This is a genomic window from Streptomyces antnestii (assembly GCF_004005495.1).
Classification (GTDB): domain Bacteria; phylum Actinomycetota; class Actinomycetes; order Streptomycetales; family Streptomycetaceae; genus Streptomyces; species Streptomyces antnestii.
Window position 1 is genome coordinate 249,629 of the sequence record NZ_RZYA01000002.1, and the last position, 17,349, is coordinate 266,977.

Here is a 17,349-nt window from a genome sequence, read left to right on the forward strand (position 1 = left end):
GGGGAGTTCCTACGGTACCGGCGAGCGCGGACGGCCTGGGTGGCCGGTCCGTGGACCACGGCGTGGGAGGAGACGGACGTGACGGCATTCATCCTGGTGGCGGGGGCGCACACCGGTGGCTGGGTCTGGGACGAGGTGGCCGCAGGGCTGTCCGCGGCGGGGGCGCAGGCGTACGCCGTGACGCTCACCGGTATGGACGCAGAGGGGAGTCGTCAGGAGGCGGAGGGGATCGAACTCGCCACGCACGTGGAGGAGTTGGTGCGGATCGTCGACGGGGTCGAGGCGCCGGACGTGGTCCTCGTCGGCCATTGCTACGGCATCCACCCGGTGCGCGGCGCCGCCGACCGGCGGCCCGGACGGATCGCCCGGATCGTCCACGTGGACGTCGGCATCCCGCGGGACGGTGACCCGGCGCTCGCTCTGGTGCCCGACCAGGCGGTGCGCGAACGCGTGATGCGCCTGGCCGGCGATGACGGTGGCGATGGCGACGGCGACGGGTCGATGCCGCCGCCGGGCCCGGGCGAGTGGCAGCGCTGGGGGAGTGCCGAGGGTCTTTCGGAAGAGGCGCTGGCGCGGCTCGCCGAACGGGCCGTTCCGCAGCCACTGGCCACGCTCACCCGGCCGCTGCGTCTCACCGGCGCGGCCTCCGAACTGCCCACGACCGGGATCCTATGCACGGCCAACGGGTCCAGCATCGCCGTGGTCGAGGCCATGGTCGGCATGGGTGACCCCGCGTTCCAGGCGCTCGCAGACCCGCACGTCTCGTTCTTCGAACTCGCCACCGGACACTGGCCGATGCTGTCCGCTCCCCGCGAGCTCGTCGAGGTACTGCTCCTGGCCGCCGCCGGAGAGGGGCACCGTGTGGGCGCGGAGGTACGGGAGAGGCCCGCGCACCTGCGACCGTTCCTCATGGACGTGAAGGAGCGGCCCAGGGAGCGGACCGGCCGCGTCGATCTGCATCTGCCCGACGCCGAAGGACCCAGGCCCGCCGTGCTGTTCGTGCACGGCGGACCGGTGCACGCCGCCGCGCGGCCCACCCCGCGCGACTGGCCCGCGTTCGTCGGCTACGGACAGTACGTGGCGGGCCTCGGCGCGGTCGGCGCGACCGTGGACCACGGGCTCCATGACCTGACCGCGTTCGGGCGGGCCGCCGACGACGTGGCCGGGGCGGTCGAACTCGTGCGGGCCGATCCACGCGTCGACGGCGACCGCGTGGCCCTCTGGTTCCTGTCGGCCGGCGGGCTGCTCGCGGCCGACTGGCTCCGCACGCCGCCGCCCTGGCTGCGGTGCGTCGCGGCCTCGTACCCGGTGCTCGCGCCGCTGCCGGGCTGGGGGCTGTCCGGGGACCGGTTCCGCCCCGTGTCCGCGGTTGGTGGCGCGGGGCGGCTGCCGATCGTGCTCACCCGTGTGGGGCTGGAACGCCCCGAGATCGCGGTGACGGTCGAGGAGTTCGTGGCCGCGGCCGACGACTGCGGGGCCGCCGTCGAGGTGATCGACCTGCCCCGGGGCCACCACGGCTTCGAGACGGCCGATCCCACCGCCGCGTCACGCGACGCGGTGGAACGGGCGGTGCGCTCGGTGCTCGGACACCTGGGGGAGCGGCCCCAGGTGCATTGACCACTCTCCCCGGACGACCCGCTGTCGATCAGTTGACGTTGGCGGCGCCTGACCAAGGCGCGGCGCCTCATCTCGGTCAGGCGCCGCGTCCCGCGAGGACCCCGCGCGGGGTGAGCCGGTTGCGGAGCGCGCCGAACAGGGCGTCCGCGGCCAGCGCGAGGACCGCCACCCACAGCGCCGCGGCGATGACTCCGGACAGGCCGTACGACACCTGGTTGAGGATGATGTCGCCGAGCCCGCCGCCGCCGGCGACCGCGGCCAGGGTCGCGCTGGAGATCACGTACACCGCCGCGATCCTGATGCCGGTGAACAACACCGGTAGTGCCAGGGGCAGTTCGACCCGGGTGAGGATCTGCCACTCCGTCAGGCCCATGCCGCGAGCGGCGCGTACGAGATCGGGGTCGACCTGTTCGACCGACAGGTACGCGTGCGTGAGCACTGGTGGGACCGCCATCACCACCAGTGCCGTCAGCACGTTGACGAAGCCGATGCCGAGCAGCCCCAGGAAGATCGCGATGAGGGCGAGGGACGGCAGGGCGCGGCCGATGTTGGAGATGCTCACCGTGAGGAAGAACCCCTTGCCGCGGTGGCCGAGCCACACGCCGAGCGGCAGCGCGATCACGAGGGCGAGAGCGACGGCGGCGGCCGACAGCTCCAGATGGCCGAGGGTCCGGTCGGCGAGCAGGCCGAAGTGGTCGGCCATGAACGTGAAACTGGCGAAGAAGGTGTGCATCAGACGGTCCTCCGCGTCCGGGCCCACGGCGTGAGCAGCCGCCCCACCAGCACGATCAGCCCGTCCGCGGCCAGCGCGAGCGCCACCGCCAGCAGACCGGCCCCGATGAACTGGGTGTTGAACGGCGACTGAAGGCCCTGGATGATCGGCGACCCGAGCCCCTGGTCGATGATGAACGCGGCGACCTCCACCACACTGATCGTGGTGACCGTGGCCACCCGAAGCCCGCCGATCACCGCGGGCAGGGCCAGGGGGAGTTCGATGCGCCACAGGATCTCGCGCCGGGTGAGCCCCATGCCCTCGCCCGCCCTGCGCACCTCCTCCGGCACCTCACCGAGGCCCGTGAGCGACGACTTGAACAGGACCATCAGGGTGTACGACACAAGCGCGATCTCGGCGGTGAGCACGGAGAGGCCGAAGACCGGGACGAGCAGCGTGAACAGGGCCATCGGCGGGATCGTGTAGAGGAACGAGGTCAGCCCACCGAGCGGCTTCACCAGAGCGCGCCGGAAGTGCGCGAACAGCGCCAGGGGGAACGCGATGAGGAAGCCGACCCCCACGGCGATCACGGTGAGCCGCACATGCTGGGCCAGCGCGGGCCCGAACACGCTGGAGAAGTTGGCGGTGAACCAGTCCACGCAGAACAGTCCGTTGTCCCGGACACACGAACTGACGGTGCCGAAGTCGGGGATGACGGGCCGCGGGCCGACCGCCGCGAGCAGTGCCGCGCTCACGCCGCCTCCCTGATGAGATCCACGGTCACGCAGCCGACGGTCTTCCCGGCCTCGTCCGCGACCGGCAGCCGCTCGGCGCCCGCGGCGAGCAGCGCCGAGAGCGCGGTCCGCAGGGTGTCACCGGTGCGCAGCGACGCCTCGAACTCGCCGTCCGGCGGGTCGAGTTCAAGGTCGCCCAGACTGCGCAGCGTCAGGGCCTTGAGGCCGCGGTCCGCGCCGACGAACCGCGCCACGTAGTCGTCCGCGGGCGCGCGCAGGATGCGGTCGGGGGAGTCGTACTGGAGGAGTTTGCCGCCCTTGGCGAGGATCGCGACGCGGTCGCCCATGCGGACGGCCTCGTCGATGTCGTGGCTCACGAACAGCGTGGTCTTGCGGACCTGCTCGTGCAGCCGCAGGAACTCGTCCTGCATGTGCTCGCGCGTCACCGGGTCGAGCGCGCCGAACGGCTCGTCCATCAGCATGATCGGCGGGTCGGCGGCCAACGCCCGTGCGATGCCGACGCGTTGGCGCTGGCCGCCGGACAGCTGGGCCGGATAGCGCTCCCCGTACTCCTTGTGCGGCAGGCCGACCAGGTCGAGGAGTTCACGCACGCGCTCGGCGATGCGTGGCCGCTTCCAGCCGAGGACCTGCGGGACCGTCGCGATGTTCTCCTCGATGGTCATGTGCGGGAAGAGCCCGGCCTGCTGGATGACGTAGCCGATGGAGCGGCGCAGCTCGATGACGTCCTGGTCGCGGATGCTGCGCCCGTCGATGCGGATGTCGCCGGATGTCAGCTCGGTGAGCCGGTTGACGAGGGTGAGGGCGGTCGTCTTGCCGCAGCCGGACGCGCCCAGTAGGACGCAGATCTCTCCCGCCGGGACGGTCAGGGACAGGGCGTCGACGGCGGGCTCGGCGGCCCCCGCGTAGGTCTTGGTGGCCGCGTCGAAGACGATGTCGGCAGCGCTCTGCATGATCGTGTACTCCTCGGTCACTTCAGGTCGTTGGCGCGCAGGAACCGGTCGGCCACCTTGGCGGGACTCAGGCGCATCATGGCCGCGGCCTCGTTCAGCGCCTGCATGGCCTTCTCGGTGAGCAGTGCGTTCACCGCGTCCAGTGGCTCGGTGAGGCGGGTGCCGTACTCCTCGACCAGCGAGCGCCGCACCACCGGTGACACGTTCTGGAAGCCGAAGATCGCCTGGTCGTCGTCCAGGATGGTGAAGTCGTAGCGCCGCAGCTGCGGGTCGGTGGTGAAGACGTCGGCGGCGTCCACGTCACCGTTCTTGAGTGCCGGGTACTGCAGGCCGATGTTGAGCGGCCTGACCTTCATGCGCGAGAGTCCGTACGCCTTGACGATCGCGTCGTAGCCGAGCGGGCCGGTGATGTTGTCCGGGTACTCGGCGTACGAGATGCTCCCCATGCGGCGCAGGTCACCGACGGTGCGCAGGCGGTGCTCGCGGGCGTCCGAGGTGCGTATGGCGACGGCGTTGCGGTTCTGGAACGGCGTGGGCGTGAGCAGGGTGAGCCCGCGCGACTCCTCGAACTCCTTCGCCGCCAGATACGTTCCGTGCGCCGTCGTCGGCATGTGCTTCGGCTGCGCGAAGGTCTGCAGGATGACGCCCGTGTACTCGGGATAGAGGTCGATCTGGCGGCTGCGCAGGGCGCGGTCGATGATGTCGGCGCTGCCGATGTTGGACTTGAGGACGACCTGGAAGCCGCGGGCCGTGAGGATCTGCGCGTACAGCTCGCCCATCACCCACGACTCGGTGAACTGCTTCGAACCGACGGTGATCACGGGCCCGGTGCCCGCGACCGATCCGGTCGCCGCGCTCACCCCGGCGGCGGCCGCGACGGCGAGGGTGCCGGTGAGCAGGGTACGTCTGCGCATGCTCACACCCCCCTGCGAGGTATGACGGCATCGGTGGTGCGGTGGTACACGCGCTGCTCCCCCTCGTAGGCGGACAGGGTGTTCGTGACAGTGAACGAGCTTTCCTCCGAGCGCATCTGACTGGACGTCACAATCTTCCAGTGCCAGTCATCCCGGCCCCCCTCCTCGGTGCGTTCGCACGCGACGAGCGCGGAGTGCGGGTCGCCCTCGGTGAGGGTGAAGCGGTCGACGGCGTCGGTGCGCCGCCAGGCGCCGTCGCCGAGGTCGGTGAACTCACCGTCGTCGACACCCAGCGTGACGACGGTGGTGTCGCTCACCGGGTCGTGCTCGACACGCCGCCAGGTGGAGCCGGGGGCCTGGCGCAGCGGCGCGGGCAGATCCGGCAGGGGCTTCCCGTACGGGCGCAGCTTCGCGTCGTCCGCGCTCGCCGGGCGCACCGGGAGGCGCAGCGCGGCGGACGGGGCCGGGTGCAGGGTCACCGTGACCGGCCGCGGCGACGGCCAGGCCAGCGGCCAGTACGAGGTCGAGACGGCGACCCGGACGCGGTGCCCGGGGGCGAAGGAGTGCGCGGTCGCGAGCAGCGGCACGCTCACGTCGTACGCGCGTCCCGGCTCCAGGGCGTGCGGCTCGGCGTGGCCGTCGCGATGCGTGAGATTGAGCAGGCCGCGGGTGATCAGGCGGGAACTGCCGTCGGGCGCCACGTCGTTGAGGCGCACCGCGAGCTGGGCGTCAGGGCGGTCCGCGCTGACGCGCAGGGTCACGGTCGGCACGCCCAGGATCTCGGCGCCCTCGTCCAGCGGCACGGTCGTGAACGTGTGGGAGAGTCCGTCGTCGCCACCCTGCGGCCCGAACTGGCCCGCAGCGTCACCGAACTGCAGCCAGCTGCCGCCCGCGGTGCCGATCACCCGGGTGCTGTCGAGGTGCACGGCCCGCTCCCGCAGCGGGTCGCTCGCGGCGCTCGTGCCCGCCGACTCGCCGGCCAGCGGGTACACGCGCTCCTCGATCCGGTGCGAGGGCCAGCTCTCCTCGGCGACCCAGCGCCCCGGCCGCACCTCGCGGTCGCTGCCGGGCGCCGCCCACTCGGGCATCCACACCCGCAGCGCCGGATCGTCGAGCGCGCCGCTCTCCCGGCCGCGCAGGAACTGGTCGAACCAACGCACGACCTCGGCGTGGAAGTCGATGGCCGGACCGGGCTCGGCCTGGTGCGGATAGGTGTGCGCCCAGGGCCCGACCAGCCCCCGCACCGGTACGTCCAGCCCTTCGAGCAGGCGAAGGACGGCGCCGCAGTACGGGTCGTACCAGCCGCCGACCGCCAGTACGGGAGCCTGGATCGCGCCGAAGTCCTCGCACACGGACCCGTGCTCCCAGTACGCGTCGCGTGCCTGGTGGCGCAGCCACTCCTCGACGTAGACGGGGGTGTCCGCCATCCGCCGCAGCCACTGCTCGCGCCAGCCGTCACCGACGACGGCCGGGTCGGCGGGCCGCGCGTTGTAGGCCAGCATGGTCGACGCCCACGGCAGCATCTCGGAGGCGATCAGCGAGCCGCCGGTGTAGTGGACGTCGTCCGCGTACCGGTCGTCCGTCGAGCAGACCGTGACGACCGCCTTGAGCGCGGGCGGGCGGAGCGCGGCGATCTGGAGGCCGTTGAAACCGCCCCAGGACTTGCCGATCATGCCGACGTTCCCGTCGCACCAGGGCTGCCGGGCCAGCCAGTCGATCACCTCGACGCCGTCGGTCAGCTCCTGCCGCGCGTACTCGTCGAGCATCAGCCCGTCCGAGTCGCCGCTGCCGCGCAGATCGACGCGGACGGCGGCGTAACCGGCCTCCGCGAACCGGGCGTGCAGGCTGTTGTCGCGGGCGGCTGTCGCGTCGTTCTTGCGGTACGGGATGTACTCCAGGATCGCGGGGGCGGGCCGGCCGGCGGCCGGGGGCAGCCAGACGCGGGCGGCGAGACGTGTGCCGTCCGCCAGCGGGATCCAGAGGTGGCGCAGCAGGTGTGACGATGTGTCGGGCAAGGTGAAGAACTCCTCGCGAACGGGGGTGCGTGCACGGGCAGGTCCCGGCGAGGCGGCGGGCCCCACCGCCGCTACTCAACGGCCGTTCAGTAGCGGATGACTGGGCACCCTACCCGCGCACCCGGGAGCCGCAACCGTGTTTCACCAGATGGGATCCGCGGGGGAGAGTGGGGACATGGACACCACGGACAGTTCCGTACAGGACGCCCGGCCGTCGCACCGGCTGGTCCCGGGGGACGCGGCATCGCCCGTCCTCCTCCATGTGCCGCACGGGTCGCGCGTCGTGCCGCCGCACGTCCGCGAGGGCATCGTGCTCGACGATGCCTCCCTGGAAAGGGAGTTGGACCTCATCACGGACGCGCACACGCAGGAGATCGCCGAACTCGCGGCCCGTTCGGCGCAGATGACGCCCTGGCGGTTCGTCAACGGACTCTCCCGCCTCGTCGTCGACCCCGAGCGCTTCCCCGACGAACGCGAGGAGATGAACGCGGTGGGCATGGGCGCGGTGTACACCCGCACCACCCACCGCCGTCCCCTCAGGCCCGAACCGCCCGCCGACGGACCCGGACTCCTGGAGACCTACTTCCACCCCTACGCCGCCGCGATGACCGAAGCGGTCGAGGACCGGCTCGCCGCGACCGGCCGCGCCGTGATCGTCGACGTGCACTCGTACCCGAGCCGGGCCCTGCCCTACGAACTGCACGGCACGGGCTCACGCCCGCCCGTGTGCCTCGGCACCGACGCCTTCCACACCCCGGGCGCCCTCCTCGCGCGGGCCCGCGCCGCCTTCGGGACGCTCGGGGACGTCGCCCTCGACACCCCGTTCGCCGGGACCTACGTACCCCTGCGGCACTACGGCGAGGACCCGCGGGTCAGCGCCCTCATGGTCGAACTCCGGCGCGACATCTACCTGGACGAACCGGTGACGCCCACGCCGGGCCTGGCGAGGGCGGCCGCCGCGCTGGCCCGACTGGTCGACATGTGTCACTTGCGGGCCACGTAGTACACGTTCAGGATGTCGCCCTCGACCTGCTCCACCGAGATGTCACCGAACCCGGCGTCGCCGAGCATCTGGAGCGCCCGCTGCCGGCCCCACACCGTGCCGAGGCCCGCGCCGCCCTCGCCCAGCGAGACGGTCATGCAGTAGAAGACCGAGAAGGTGTAGAGGGCGGGGCCCAGCGGATGCCCGATGTTCTCCTCGAGGTTGCTGGACGCGGAGATGTCGCCCATGAGGAACACACCGTCGTCGCGCAGCGCGGCCGCGACGGCCTCCAGGGTCCGCGCGGGCCGGGCCAGGTCGTGGATCACGTCGAACGCCGTGATCAGGTCGTACGAACCCGTCAGTTCGGCCGTGTCGGCCACGTCGAAGCGGACGTTGTCGAGACCGAGCCGCTCCGCCTCGTCGCGTGCGGCCGCGATGCCCTTCTCGGAGATGTCGACCCCACGGAAGGTGCTGGCGGGGAACGCCTGCGCCAGCAGGTTCACCGCGTGCCCCTGGCCGGTCCCGATGTCCAGCGCGTCGATCCCGGCGCGCAGCCGCTCGGTGAGACCGTCGGCGAGCGGCACGATCGCGTCGACCAGGGCCACGTCGTACACGCGCCCCGTCTCCTCGGCCTGCAGCTCCTGGAACCGCGGATACGAGGAGTAGGAGACACCGCCGCCACGCCGGAACGCGTCGAGCACCTCGTCCTCGACGGTGCCGAGGAGCGCGAGATCCTGGAGGAGGGAGGCCATGTTCTCCGGCCCGGCGGCCCGGGTGAGGGAGGCGGCGTGCTCGGGCGGCAACCGGTACGTGCCGTCCTCCGGCCGGTATTCGACGACCCCCGCGACCGTCAGACCGCCGAGCCACTCCCGTACGTAACGCTCGTCGAGATCCGCGGCCTTGGCGATCCGGGTGCTGGTGGACGGCGGCAGCGGAGCCATGGCGTCGAAGAGCCCCGTCCGATGACCGAGGCTGCACAGGTATCCGATGCACGCGTCGTTGAGCACCTGGACCATGCGCCCTGCGAACCGCTCCTGCCGTACGGCGTCGAGACCCGGTCCGGTCGTCATCGCGGACTCCTTCCGGCGAGGCGCGCGGCACACACTCCCCGTGACCGCCGCACCCGCGAGGCGTCGCCCATCGCGTGCAGGATTAGCACCTTTTGTCATGATTCTTATCCTGATTCTATGTCGCCCTACTGGGCGATGGCGCCCGCGAGAGCGTTCTTGCTGCAATGAGCCCCCAGGCCGTGATTCAGGGAGGGTGCACGATGACCGAAGGACTGGCCACCGGAGCCGGTGACGAGGACGGCCTGCCGGACGGCGCCGTGCTCGGGGCCCCTTGCTGGGTGAGCCTCGCCGCACATGACCTCGCCGCCTCCCGGGCGTTCTACGAGGAGGTGCTCGGCTGGGAGTTCCGCCCCGGGAGCCTCGGCGACCGCTTCGCCGTCGCGCTCACCGACGGCAGGCCGGTGGCGGGCATCGGCGCCGTGGCACCCGCCCTCGGCGTGGCCACGGCCTGGATGCCCTACTTCGCCGTCGCCGACCCGGACGAGACGGCCGGCCGTGTCCGGGAGCGCAGCGGCACGGTCGGCGTCGGCCCGATCCCCTTCGCGCTCGGCCGCGCGGCACTGCTGTCCGACCCCAGCGGCGCGGCCTTCGGTATCTGGGCAGGTCAGCTCATGCGGGACTGGAGCGGATGGCGCCCGGACGCGCCGGTCGGGCTCCGCCTCGTGACCAGGGACGCCTTCGAAGCCGCCATCTTCTACGGCCAGGTCCTCGGCTGGACCGGGCCGGGCGGCTGCGACGTCGCCTACGAGGACGACGAGGTCGTCCTGGTCTGCGGGGGGCGGCACCTGGCCCGCATCAGCTCGGGGGCGGTCGAGGCGGCGCCCGACCCCGACGTCCGGCCGCACTGGGAGGTCCGCTTCACCGTGGACGACGTGGCCGACAGCGCCCGGGCGGCCGTCAAGAACGACGGCGCGGTGACGGGCGAGCACGAGGACGAGGCCGGGCTGTGGGCCACCCTCCGGGACGGGCAGGGAGCACAGTTCACGGTGTTCACGCCGCACCCGGCAGGGGAGCGCGGCCAGGTCAGCGGATGACCAACTGGCCGAGCGCGAGCGTCCCCACCGCCAGGACCAGGCTCCGCAGCACCCGGGGGCTCAGGCGTCGGCCCGCCCGCGCGCCGAGCTGACCGCCGAGCGCGGAGCCGGCCGCGACGAGCAGCACCGCCGTCCAGTCGAACTCGGCGACGAAGAGGAAGAACAGCGCGGCGACCGCGTTGACGAGAGCCACCAGGACGTTCTTGACGGCGTTGAGGCGCTGCAGCGGCTCGTCGAGCAGCAGGCCCATGAGCGCGACGTAGATGATCCCCTGCGCCGCCGAGAAGTAGCCGCCGTAGACGCTGGCGAGCGTCAGGCCGCAGAACAGGAGCGGGCCCACGTCGGCGCGCGGTCGTCCCCCGGAGCGCTCGCGGCGCCGCCGCAGCCGGCCGGCGATCAGGGGCTGGACCGCGACCAGGACGAGAGCGAGGCCGACGAGGATGGGCACGATCCTCTCGAACGCGGCGGCCGGCAGCGTCAGCAGGAGCGTGGCGCCCGCCAACCCGCCGCACACGGCACCCGCACCCAGCTTCAGGATGCGCCGCCCCTGGCCCGCGAGTTCGGCGCGGTAGCCGATGGCGCCGCTCACGGAGCCAGGGACGACCCCGAGCGCGTTCGAGACGGTCGCGGTGACAGGCGGTAGACCCGTGGCCAACAGGACGGGGAACGTGATCAGTGACCCGGACCCCACCACGGTGTTGATGGCACCCGCCCCCACCCCCGCGGCACACACGGCGACCATCTCCCACCACGTCACGCTGCCCCACCCCTCGCGGTTCCGCATCCAGTGCCGCCGACGTTAGGGTGTGGACACTTCGGCGCGCGTCGAAGTGTCGTGACGGGGGGCCGGATGGACCGGAACATACACAGCGTCGACGACGTACTCGCGCTCCTGGACGGCCTGTTCGCACCGGAGGCCGACCGCTGGACCAGCGGCGCGGCCACCTGGTGGGACGGCTTTTACGCGGACCGCGACCGGCCCGTGCCGTTCTTCGTGGACAAGCCCGACGAGAACCTCGTCTCCTACCTTCAGCGCGGCCTCGTCACCCCGGGACGCGCACTCGACCTGGGCTGCGGCGCCGGCCGTAACGCGATCCACCTCGCCTCCCACGGCTTCGAGGTGGACGCCGTCGACCTCTCGCCGGAGGCCGTCGCGTGGGCCGGAGACCGCGCCCGGGACGCGGGCGCCACGATCCGCTTCCACCGCGGCGACGCCTTCGCCCTCGCGGGCACCGAACTCCGCGGCCCGTACGACCTGATCTGTGACTCGGGCTGCTTCCACCACCTGCCGCCGCACCGCCGGATCAGCTACCTCGACCTCCTCGACCGGACACTGGCCCCGGGCGGTCAACTCGCCCTGAGCTGCTTCGCGTCCGGAGCGATGGGCTCGGAGGTACCCGACGCCGACCTCTACCGCGGCTCAGGGCTGCACGGCGGTCTCGCCTACACGCCGGAGGCGCTGCGCCGGATCTTCTCGGACCTGACCGAGGTCGAGCTGCGCCGCATGCGCGACGAACCCCCGGAGTCGCCGAACTTCGGCGAACCCTTACTCTGGACAGCGCTGTTCCGGCGCGACGCGTAACCCCCTTGTACCCGCTGGTTCCCGGCGCCTCAGTTGTGGCCGAACTTGTGCGGCTTCTTGTGCGACACATGCTCGGAGATCCGGCGCGCGGGCTCGTCCGACGGTTCGGTCGCCTTCGTCGGCGGCTGCTTGGACTCCGCGGTGGTGCCGTAAGTGTGGCCGCCCGTGCGGGCGCCCCTATTCTGACGGCTCTGTTTCTTGCCCATGATCATTCCTCCTGCGGGGAAGCCGGACGTCAGGCCACTTTCAGAGTTGCACGCGGCCACAAAGGGTGCATGTCGGGCCGTCCTGTCCGCTGTCCGAGGCACACCGTCCGTGCACGCGCGGACGCGCCCCGTCGTCTGTGACCAGGGGTGACCGGGGGTGACCAGGGACTCTTGCCTTTCGATCACGTGGTGGCTATGGTTTTCGGCGTCTCTGTTGTCTCCGATTGAGGTGGACGTTGCGCATCTGAGGATCGCGATCACCGCGCCGTACGGCCTTCCCCGCCGTACGCCCGTCACGCCGTAGCGGCCATCCGTGCCGCCCGTGACCCCGCGTGGATGCGACCTCGGTGCATGAGCCGTCCCCGATGATCTTTCGGGCAGCCGCACCCCTCTTTCCTTCCTGGCCTGGTCGCCGCGTGGTGCTCGCATACGTAGCCCCTTTTCCCCTGCGCCTGCGATTGCGAGATTCACCCATGGCTACCCCCACCGTGCCCAGTGCCTCCCTGACCTGTTCCGGCCTGTCCTTCCAGTGGCAGGACGGCACCACCGTCTTCGACGGGCTCTCCCTCACCATCGGCCGCGGCCGCACCGGACTCGTCGGGACGAACGGCACCGGAAAGTCCACCCTGCTCCGGCTGCTCGCCGGTCAACTCGCCCCCTCCCAGGGGTCGGTGACCGTCGGTGGCAGCCTCGCCCACCTTCCACAGAACATCACCCTCGACACCACGCTCCGCGTCGACCAGGCCCTCGGGATCGCCGACCGGCGCGCCGCGCTGCGTGCCATCGAGGACGGGGACGTGCGCGAGGAACACTTCGACACGGTCGGCGACGACTGGGACGTCGAGGAGCGGGCCCTGGCCACACTCGGCTCGCTCGGCCTCGGCGACGTCGAACTCGACCGCACGGTGGGCCAGTTGTCCGGCGGGGAGACCATCCTCCTGCGCCTGGCCGCCCTCCTCCTGGAGCGCCCCGACGTCCTCCTCCTCGACGAGCCGACCAACAACCTGGACGTCTTCGCCCGCCGCAGGCTCTACGAGGCCGTGGACTCCTGGCGCTCCGGAGTCCTGGTCGTGGTGAGCCACGACCGTGAACTCCTCGAACGCGTCGACCGCATCGCCGAGCTGCGCTCCGGCTCCGTGAGCTGGTACGGCGGCGGCTACTCCGCGTACGAGGACGCCCTCGCCACCCAGCAGGAAGCGGCCGGACGGACACTGCGGGCCGCCGAGGCCGACGTACGCCGGCAGAAGCGCGAACTGGAGGAGACCCAGATCAAGGTGGCCCGCCGGGCACGGGCCAACAAGAAACTCGACGCCCAGCGCAAGGCCCCGAGGATCGTCGCGGGTGAGAAGAAGAGGCAGGCGCAGGAGTCCGGGGACAAACTGCGCGGGCTGCACGAGGACCGGCTCAGCGAGGCGCACGAGCGGCGCGAGGAGGCCGCCGAGGCTATCCGCAGCGACGCCGAGATCCGTGTGAGCCTGCCCCACACCGCGGTACCCGCCGGCCGCACCGTGCTCGGCATCGACGAACTGAGCCTGGCGCACGGCAGGTTGCGGGGCGGCAGCCTGCACATCCACGGCCCCGAACGCATCGCGCTCGTGGGGCGCAACGGAGCCGGGAAGACCACGCTCCTGCGCACCCTCACCGGCGAGCTGGCACCCCTGGCCGGCGAGGCGAAGACGTTCGTCCCGCTGCGGTTCCTGCCGCAGCGACTGGACGTGCTCGACGACGAGCTCAGCGTCGCGGCGAACGTGGCACGCCTCGCGCCCGGCGTCACCGACAACCACATCCGCTCCCAGCTCGCCCGCTTCCTGTTCAAGGGGGCCCGCGCCGAGCAGCCCGCCGGCACCTTGTCCGGCGGCGAACGCTTCCGCGCCGCACTCGCGGCGACGATGCTCGCCGCCCCCGCCCCGCAGCTGCTCATGCTCGACGAGCCGACCAACAGCCTGGACATGGCCAGCGTGCGGCAACTGACCAGCGCACTCGCCTCGTACGAGGGCGCGCTCCTCATCGCGAGCCACGACCTGCCCTTCCTCGAATCGGTCGGCATCACCCGCTGGCTGCTGCTCGGCGAGGACCTTCGGGAGACCTCCGCGGAGGAGGTGCGCGAGCTGCTCGAGGCGCCGGACGCCGGGTGAGGGCCGGGCCGCGCGGGCGCGTTGATCGATTGGCGGGGCCGCGCGGCCAGGATTAACGTCGGTGTAGTGAATGCGGTGAACGACTCCGTTCAGCGCACCACTTCACCGCAGCACTTCACCGCGGCTCTGAGGCGCACGGACACCATGTCGGGTACTCGGTCGACATCCTCGAAGCCTGCCGAAGCCCCGGAGCGGGGCCGAAGCAGGGGGGTCGCGCTATTCGTCATCTGCTCGTGCCAGCTGATGGTGGTCCTCGACATCACCATCGTGAACATCGCCCTGCCGCACATCCAGACCGCGCTCGGTTTCTCGACCGAGAACCTGTCCTGGGTGATCAACGCGTACACGCTGACCTTCGGTGGTCTGCTGCTGCTCGGCGGGCGGCTCGGCGACATCCTCGGCCGCCGCCGCGTCTTCATGTCCGGAGTCCTGCTCTTCGTACTCGCCTCACTGCTCGGCGGACTCGCGCAGGAATCCTGGCAACTGCTCGCCGCACGCTCGCTGCAGGGCGTCGGCGGCGCCATCGCCTCGCCCACCGCCCTCGCGCTGATCACCACGACCTTCCGCGAAGGACCCGAGCGGAACCGGGCGTTCGGCGTGTTCTCGGCCGTCTCCGCGGGCGGCGGTGCGATCGGCCTCATCACGGGCGGTGTGCTCGTCGAGTGGCTCGACTGGCGCTGGGTGTTCTTCGTCAACGTGCCCATCGGCATCCTGATCGCGCTCGCCACACCCCGCTACATCCGCGAGTCCGAACGCCACCCGGGCCACTTCGACATCGCCGGTGCGCTCACCGCCACCGTCGGCATGGTCCTGCTCGTCTACGGCTTCATCCGCGCCTCGAAGGACGGCTGGAGCGACAGTCTGACCCTCGCCGCGTTCGGCGCGGCCATCGTGCTCCTCACCCTGTTCCTCGCCATCGAGAGCCGCTCCAGGCAGCCCATCACACCGTTGTGGATGTTCCGCGACCGCAACCGCGCCGGCGTCTACGGGATGATGCTGTGCCTGGCCGGGGCGATCTTCGGCATGTTCTTCTTCTTGACGCTCTTCGTGCAGAACGTCCTCGGCTTCAGCCCGCTGCGGACCGGCCTCGCCTTCCTTCCCATCAGCGGGATCATCGCCGTCGCCGCCGGATTCGCCTCGCAGTTCCTGCCCAGGTTCGGGCCCAAACCCTTCATGGTCGCCGGCGCGCTCCTGGCGGCGACCGGCCTCGGCTGGCTGACGATGACGGACAGCGACAGCACCTATGCGAGCGGCATCCTCGGCCCGACGCTGGTCCTCGGCTTCGGCATGGGCCTGCAGTTCGTGTCCCTGACGCTGATGGCGCTGTCGGGCGTGGCCACGAAGGACTCGGGAGCGGCCTCCGGAGTCCTCAACACCACCCAGCAGGTCGGTGGTTCGCTCGGCCTGTCCATCCTGGTCACGGTCTACGGCACGGCCAGCCGGAACGAAGCCACCGACCAGATACCGAAGTTCCTCGCGCAGGCGACCCCGGCGCAGCGCATCCAGTTCCGCAGGACCGGACAGCTCCCGCCGCCCTGGAGCGACCAGATCCTCGCGTCGGGCGTCTCCAGCGCGTTCATCGCCGCCGCCGCGTTCGCCGTGTGCGGCGCCCTGATCGCCCTCGTCGTCATCCAGGTGCGCGCCTCCGACCTCGAACGACTCCAGGGCGGCGCCATGCCGCTCGCAGCCGCCGAGGAGGGCGCGACGGACGCGGGCGGCGCGCCGTCCGGCGCCTCGCCGCCGAACCCCGCCGCGCACGAGCGACCACCCCCGGACGGCTGAGCCCTACGCCGTACGCGGCGGCAGCCCCAGGCCGGACGGGTCCACGAACTGGATCCGCCCGGCCGTGCCGAGTCCCCGCGGCGTGCCCGGGAACAGCCAGAGGCCGCCCTTGCCGCGCCGGTAGCCCGGGGCGTCGGCCACGACGTCGGAGCGGCCGTCGCCGTTCACGTCGAGAAGCGGGAACGTGGCGGCGAACCCGTCACCGCCCGTCGGGTCGTGCCGGCCGGGCACACCGGGAGTGTCGAGGTCGAAGGCGGTCGCGCCCGCACCCGTCGGGGGACCGTCCGGGCCGCCCGGGAGCAGCGTGAAGCGCCCGTCGCCCTGGTCCTCGCCCGGCGTGTCCACGACCAGATCCGGCTGCCCGTCACCGTTCACGTCGCCGGTGCCCGCGCCCCTGCCGAAACCGTCCTTGCCCTGCGAGTCGCCCGGGACGCCGGGCGTCTCCTGGTCGAAGACGGAGTGCGGCCGCCCCCTTCCCACACCCGACTTCGACCCGTACGTCACGGTGAGCCGCCCCGAGGCGGGGCCCTCCGCGACACCCACGTCGCGGTAGCCGGGCGCGAGGATGTCCTCGATCCCGTCGCCGTCGACGTCACCGCTGCGCGGCACCATGACCCCGTCGTACGTCTCGTTGCCGAGGTTCCCGGGCGGCGGGGCCGGTGTCAGCCCGCGGGGGCCGCCGCGGAAGTACGTCACGGCCGGGCCGTTGTCCACCGGCGGATCCGCGTCCTCCTCGCCCGGGTCGGGGTCGGTGAACAGGACATCGCCGTAGCCGTCGCCGTCGAAGTCCCCGCTGGTCGCCTGCCTGGGGCCCGCCGTGCTCCTGAGGTCGGCGGTGCGGGCGGGAGCGCCGTCCTTGCCGAAGGGGCCGTACGCCACCAGGCCCTGCCGGTCCGGCAGTTCGGTGTCGTTCCCGTTCGGGTGGTAGCCCGCGTAGACCAGGTCGACGGCCCCGTCGCCGTCGACGTCGACGGCCGCGTGCGCGGAGACGAGCCCTTCGGCCCGGACCGGGAGCGGGTCGCCGAGGCCCTTCCTGCCGCCGGGGATGATCACGGCGTTGCCGGGGTCGTCACGGCGGGCCGGATCCGCGGCGTGGCGGTCGGTGCGCGTCGCGACCAGATCCGTGTAGCCGTCACCGTTCAGGTCGGCGCGGAGCAGCGGGCCGTAGTAGGAGTCGCGGTACGTCCTGCGGCGCCCGGGGTCCAGGCCCTTGGCCGAGCCCGGAAGGACGAGCAGGTGATAGCCGGTCGGCTGTCGGAACTTGTTCCGTGTGGTCAGGGACGTCACGAAGTCGTCGTAGCCGTCCCGGTCGAAGTCCCCGAGCCCGCGCTCGCCCGCACCCCGGCCCGTGGGCACCCGGGGAGCGGGGTCGGCGGTGCGGTCCTGGGCCTCACCCGCCGAGCAGCCCGCGAGCAGCGTCACCGCGCACCCGATGGCGATCAGGGCCGGTGACAGCCGAGGGCGATGACGGGGCGCACGGGACAAGGCGTTCCTCCTGAGGCTCCTGTTGAGCTTTCTCCTGTCGAGCTACGGATAGGACCGCTCGGGAACAGCCATGGTTGCGGTCCTGAAGATCGCGTTTCCGCAACATCGCA

15 protein-coding genes are annotated in these 17,349 nt (G+C 71.9%); 6 read left to right on the forward strand and 9 right to left on the reverse strand.

Annotation, left to right across the window (positions count from 1 at the left end):
- Positions 1-78: 78 nt before the first annotated feature.
- The gene (locus EOT10_RS05890; protein ID WP_127826972.1) at positions 79-1,617 is read left to right on the forward strand and encodes an alpha/beta hydrolase; all 1,539 of its coding nucleotides are present in this window, start codon (positions 79-81) and stop codon (positions 1,615-1,617) included.
- A gap of 76 nt (positions 1,618-1,693) precedes the next feature.
- Here the strand turns inward: EOT10_RS05890 and EOT10_RS05895 are convergent, their stop codons facing one another.
- Genes EOT10_RS05895 through EOT10_RS05915 form a run of 5 tightly spaced genes read right to left on the reverse strand, consistent with a single transcriptional unit; the run spans position 1,694 to position 6,963 of the window.
- Complete coding sequence (locus tag EOT10_RS05895; RefSeq protein ID WP_189491233.1) at positions 1,694-2,350, reverse strand: ABC transporter permease; 657 nt, start codon at positions 2,348-2,350, stop codon at positions 1,694-1,696.
- The gene (locus EOT10_RS05900; protein ID WP_223280828.1) at positions 2,350-3,084 is read right to left on the reverse strand and encodes an ABC transporter permease; all 735 of its coding nucleotides are present in this window, start codon (positions 3,082-3,084) and stop codon (positions 2,350-2,352) included. Before EOT10_RS05900 ends, EOT10_RS05895 begins: the two co-directional genes overlap by 1 nt.
- Positions 3,081-4,034: an ABC transporter ATP-binding protein gene (locus EOT10_RS05905; RefSeq protein WP_127826974.1), complete on the reverse strand. Its 954-nt coding sequence runs from the start codon at positions 4,032-4,034 to the stop codon at positions 3,081-3,083. The genes EOT10_RS05900 and EOT10_RS05905 overlap by 4 nt, the downstream gene beginning before the upstream one ends.
- 17 nt (positions 4,035-4,051) lie before the next feature.
- Positions 4,052-4,948, reverse strand: a complete 897-nt coding sequence (locus EOT10_RS05910; RefSeq protein ID WP_127826975.1) for an ABC transporter substrate-binding protein — start codon at positions 4,946-4,948, stop codon at positions 4,052-4,054.
- Between the two features lie 2 nt (positions 4,949-4,950).
- Positions 4,951-6,963: a CocE/NonD family hydrolase gene (locus EOT10_RS05915; RefSeq protein ID WP_127826976.1), complete on the reverse strand. Its 2,013-nt coding sequence runs from the start codon at positions 6,961-6,963 to the stop codon at positions 4,951-4,953.
- 175 nt (positions 6,964-7,138) lie between these two features.
- Between EOT10_RS05915 and EOT10_RS05920 the strand changes: the two genes are divergently transcribed.
- On the forward strand, positions 7,139-7,966 hold the full coding sequence (locus EOT10_RS05920; RefSeq protein ID WP_127826977.1) for an N-formylglutamate amidohydrolase: 828 nt from the start codon (positions 7,139-7,141) through the stop codon (positions 7,964-7,966).
- On the opposite strand, the gene EOT10_RS05925 is transcribed toward EOT10_RS05920, so the two are convergent.
- A complete protein-coding gene (locus EOT10_RS05925) occupies positions 7,948-9,015 on the reverse strand; it encodes a class I SAM-dependent methyltransferase (protein WP_127826978.1) in 1,068 nt (355 codons plus the stop codon). The genes EOT10_RS05920 and EOT10_RS05925 overlap by 19 nt on opposite strands.
- Positions 9,016-9,215: 200 nt before the next feature.
- Between EOT10_RS05925 and EOT10_RS05930 the strand changes: the two genes are divergently transcribed.
- The gene (locus EOT10_RS05930) at positions 9,216-10,049 is read left to right on the forward strand and encodes a VOC family protein (RefSeq protein ID WP_127826979.1); all 834 of its coding nucleotides are present in this window, start codon (positions 9,216-9,218) and stop codon (positions 10,047-10,049) included.
- Here EOT10_RS05930 and EOT10_RS05935 read toward each other — a convergent pair.
- Positions 10,039-10,806: a sulfite exporter TauE/SafE family protein gene (locus EOT10_RS05935; RefSeq protein WP_189491236.1), complete on the reverse strand. Its 768-nt coding sequence runs from the start codon at positions 10,804-10,806 to the stop codon at positions 10,039-10,041. The genes EOT10_RS05930 and EOT10_RS05935 overlap by 11 nt on opposite strands.
- A 93-nt stretch (positions 10,807-10,899) precedes the next feature.
- Between EOT10_RS05935 and EOT10_RS05940 the strand changes: the two genes are divergently transcribed.
- Positions 10,900-11,631 (forward strand): class I SAM-dependent methyltransferase, encoded by a 732-nt coding sequence (locus tag EOT10_RS05940; protein ID WP_127826981.1) that lies wholly within the window; start codon positions 10,900-10,902, stop codon positions 11,629-11,631.
- Positions 11,632-11,660: 29 nt separating this feature from the next.
- On the opposite strand, the gene EOT10_RS41170 is transcribed toward EOT10_RS05940, so the two are convergent.
- Entirely contained in the window at positions 11,661-11,837 is a 177-nt protein-coding gene (locus EOT10_RS41170; RefSeq protein ID WP_189491239.1) for a hypothetical protein, read from the reverse strand.
- A 473-nt stretch (positions 11,838-12,310) separates the two neighbouring features.
- Here EOT10_RS41170 and EOT10_RS05945 point away from each other — a divergent pair, with 473 nt between their 5' ends.
- Both EOT10_RS05945 and EOT10_RS05950 read left to right on the forward strand, forming a co-directional pair.
- On the forward strand, positions 12,311-13,972 hold the full coding sequence (locus tag EOT10_RS05945; protein WP_127826982.1) for an ABC-F family ATP-binding cassette domain-containing protein: 1,662 nt from the start codon (positions 12,311-12,313) through the stop codon (positions 13,970-13,972).
- A 144-nt stretch (positions 13,973-14,116) separates the two neighbouring features.
- On the forward strand, positions 14,117-15,754 hold the full coding sequence (locus tag EOT10_RS05950; protein WP_127827335.1) for an MFS transporter: 1,638 nt from the start codon (positions 14,117-14,119) through the stop codon (positions 15,752-15,754).
- A gap of 3 nt (positions 15,755-15,757) precedes the next feature.
- On the opposite strand, the gene EOT10_RS05955 is transcribed toward EOT10_RS05950, so the two are convergent.
- Positions 15,758-17,239, reverse strand: a complete 1,482-nt coding sequence (locus EOT10_RS05955) for an FG-GAP repeat protein (RefSeq protein WP_127826983.1) — start codon at positions 17,237-17,239, stop codon at positions 15,758-15,760.
- Between the last annotated feature and the right edge of the window lie 110 nt (positions 17,240-17,349).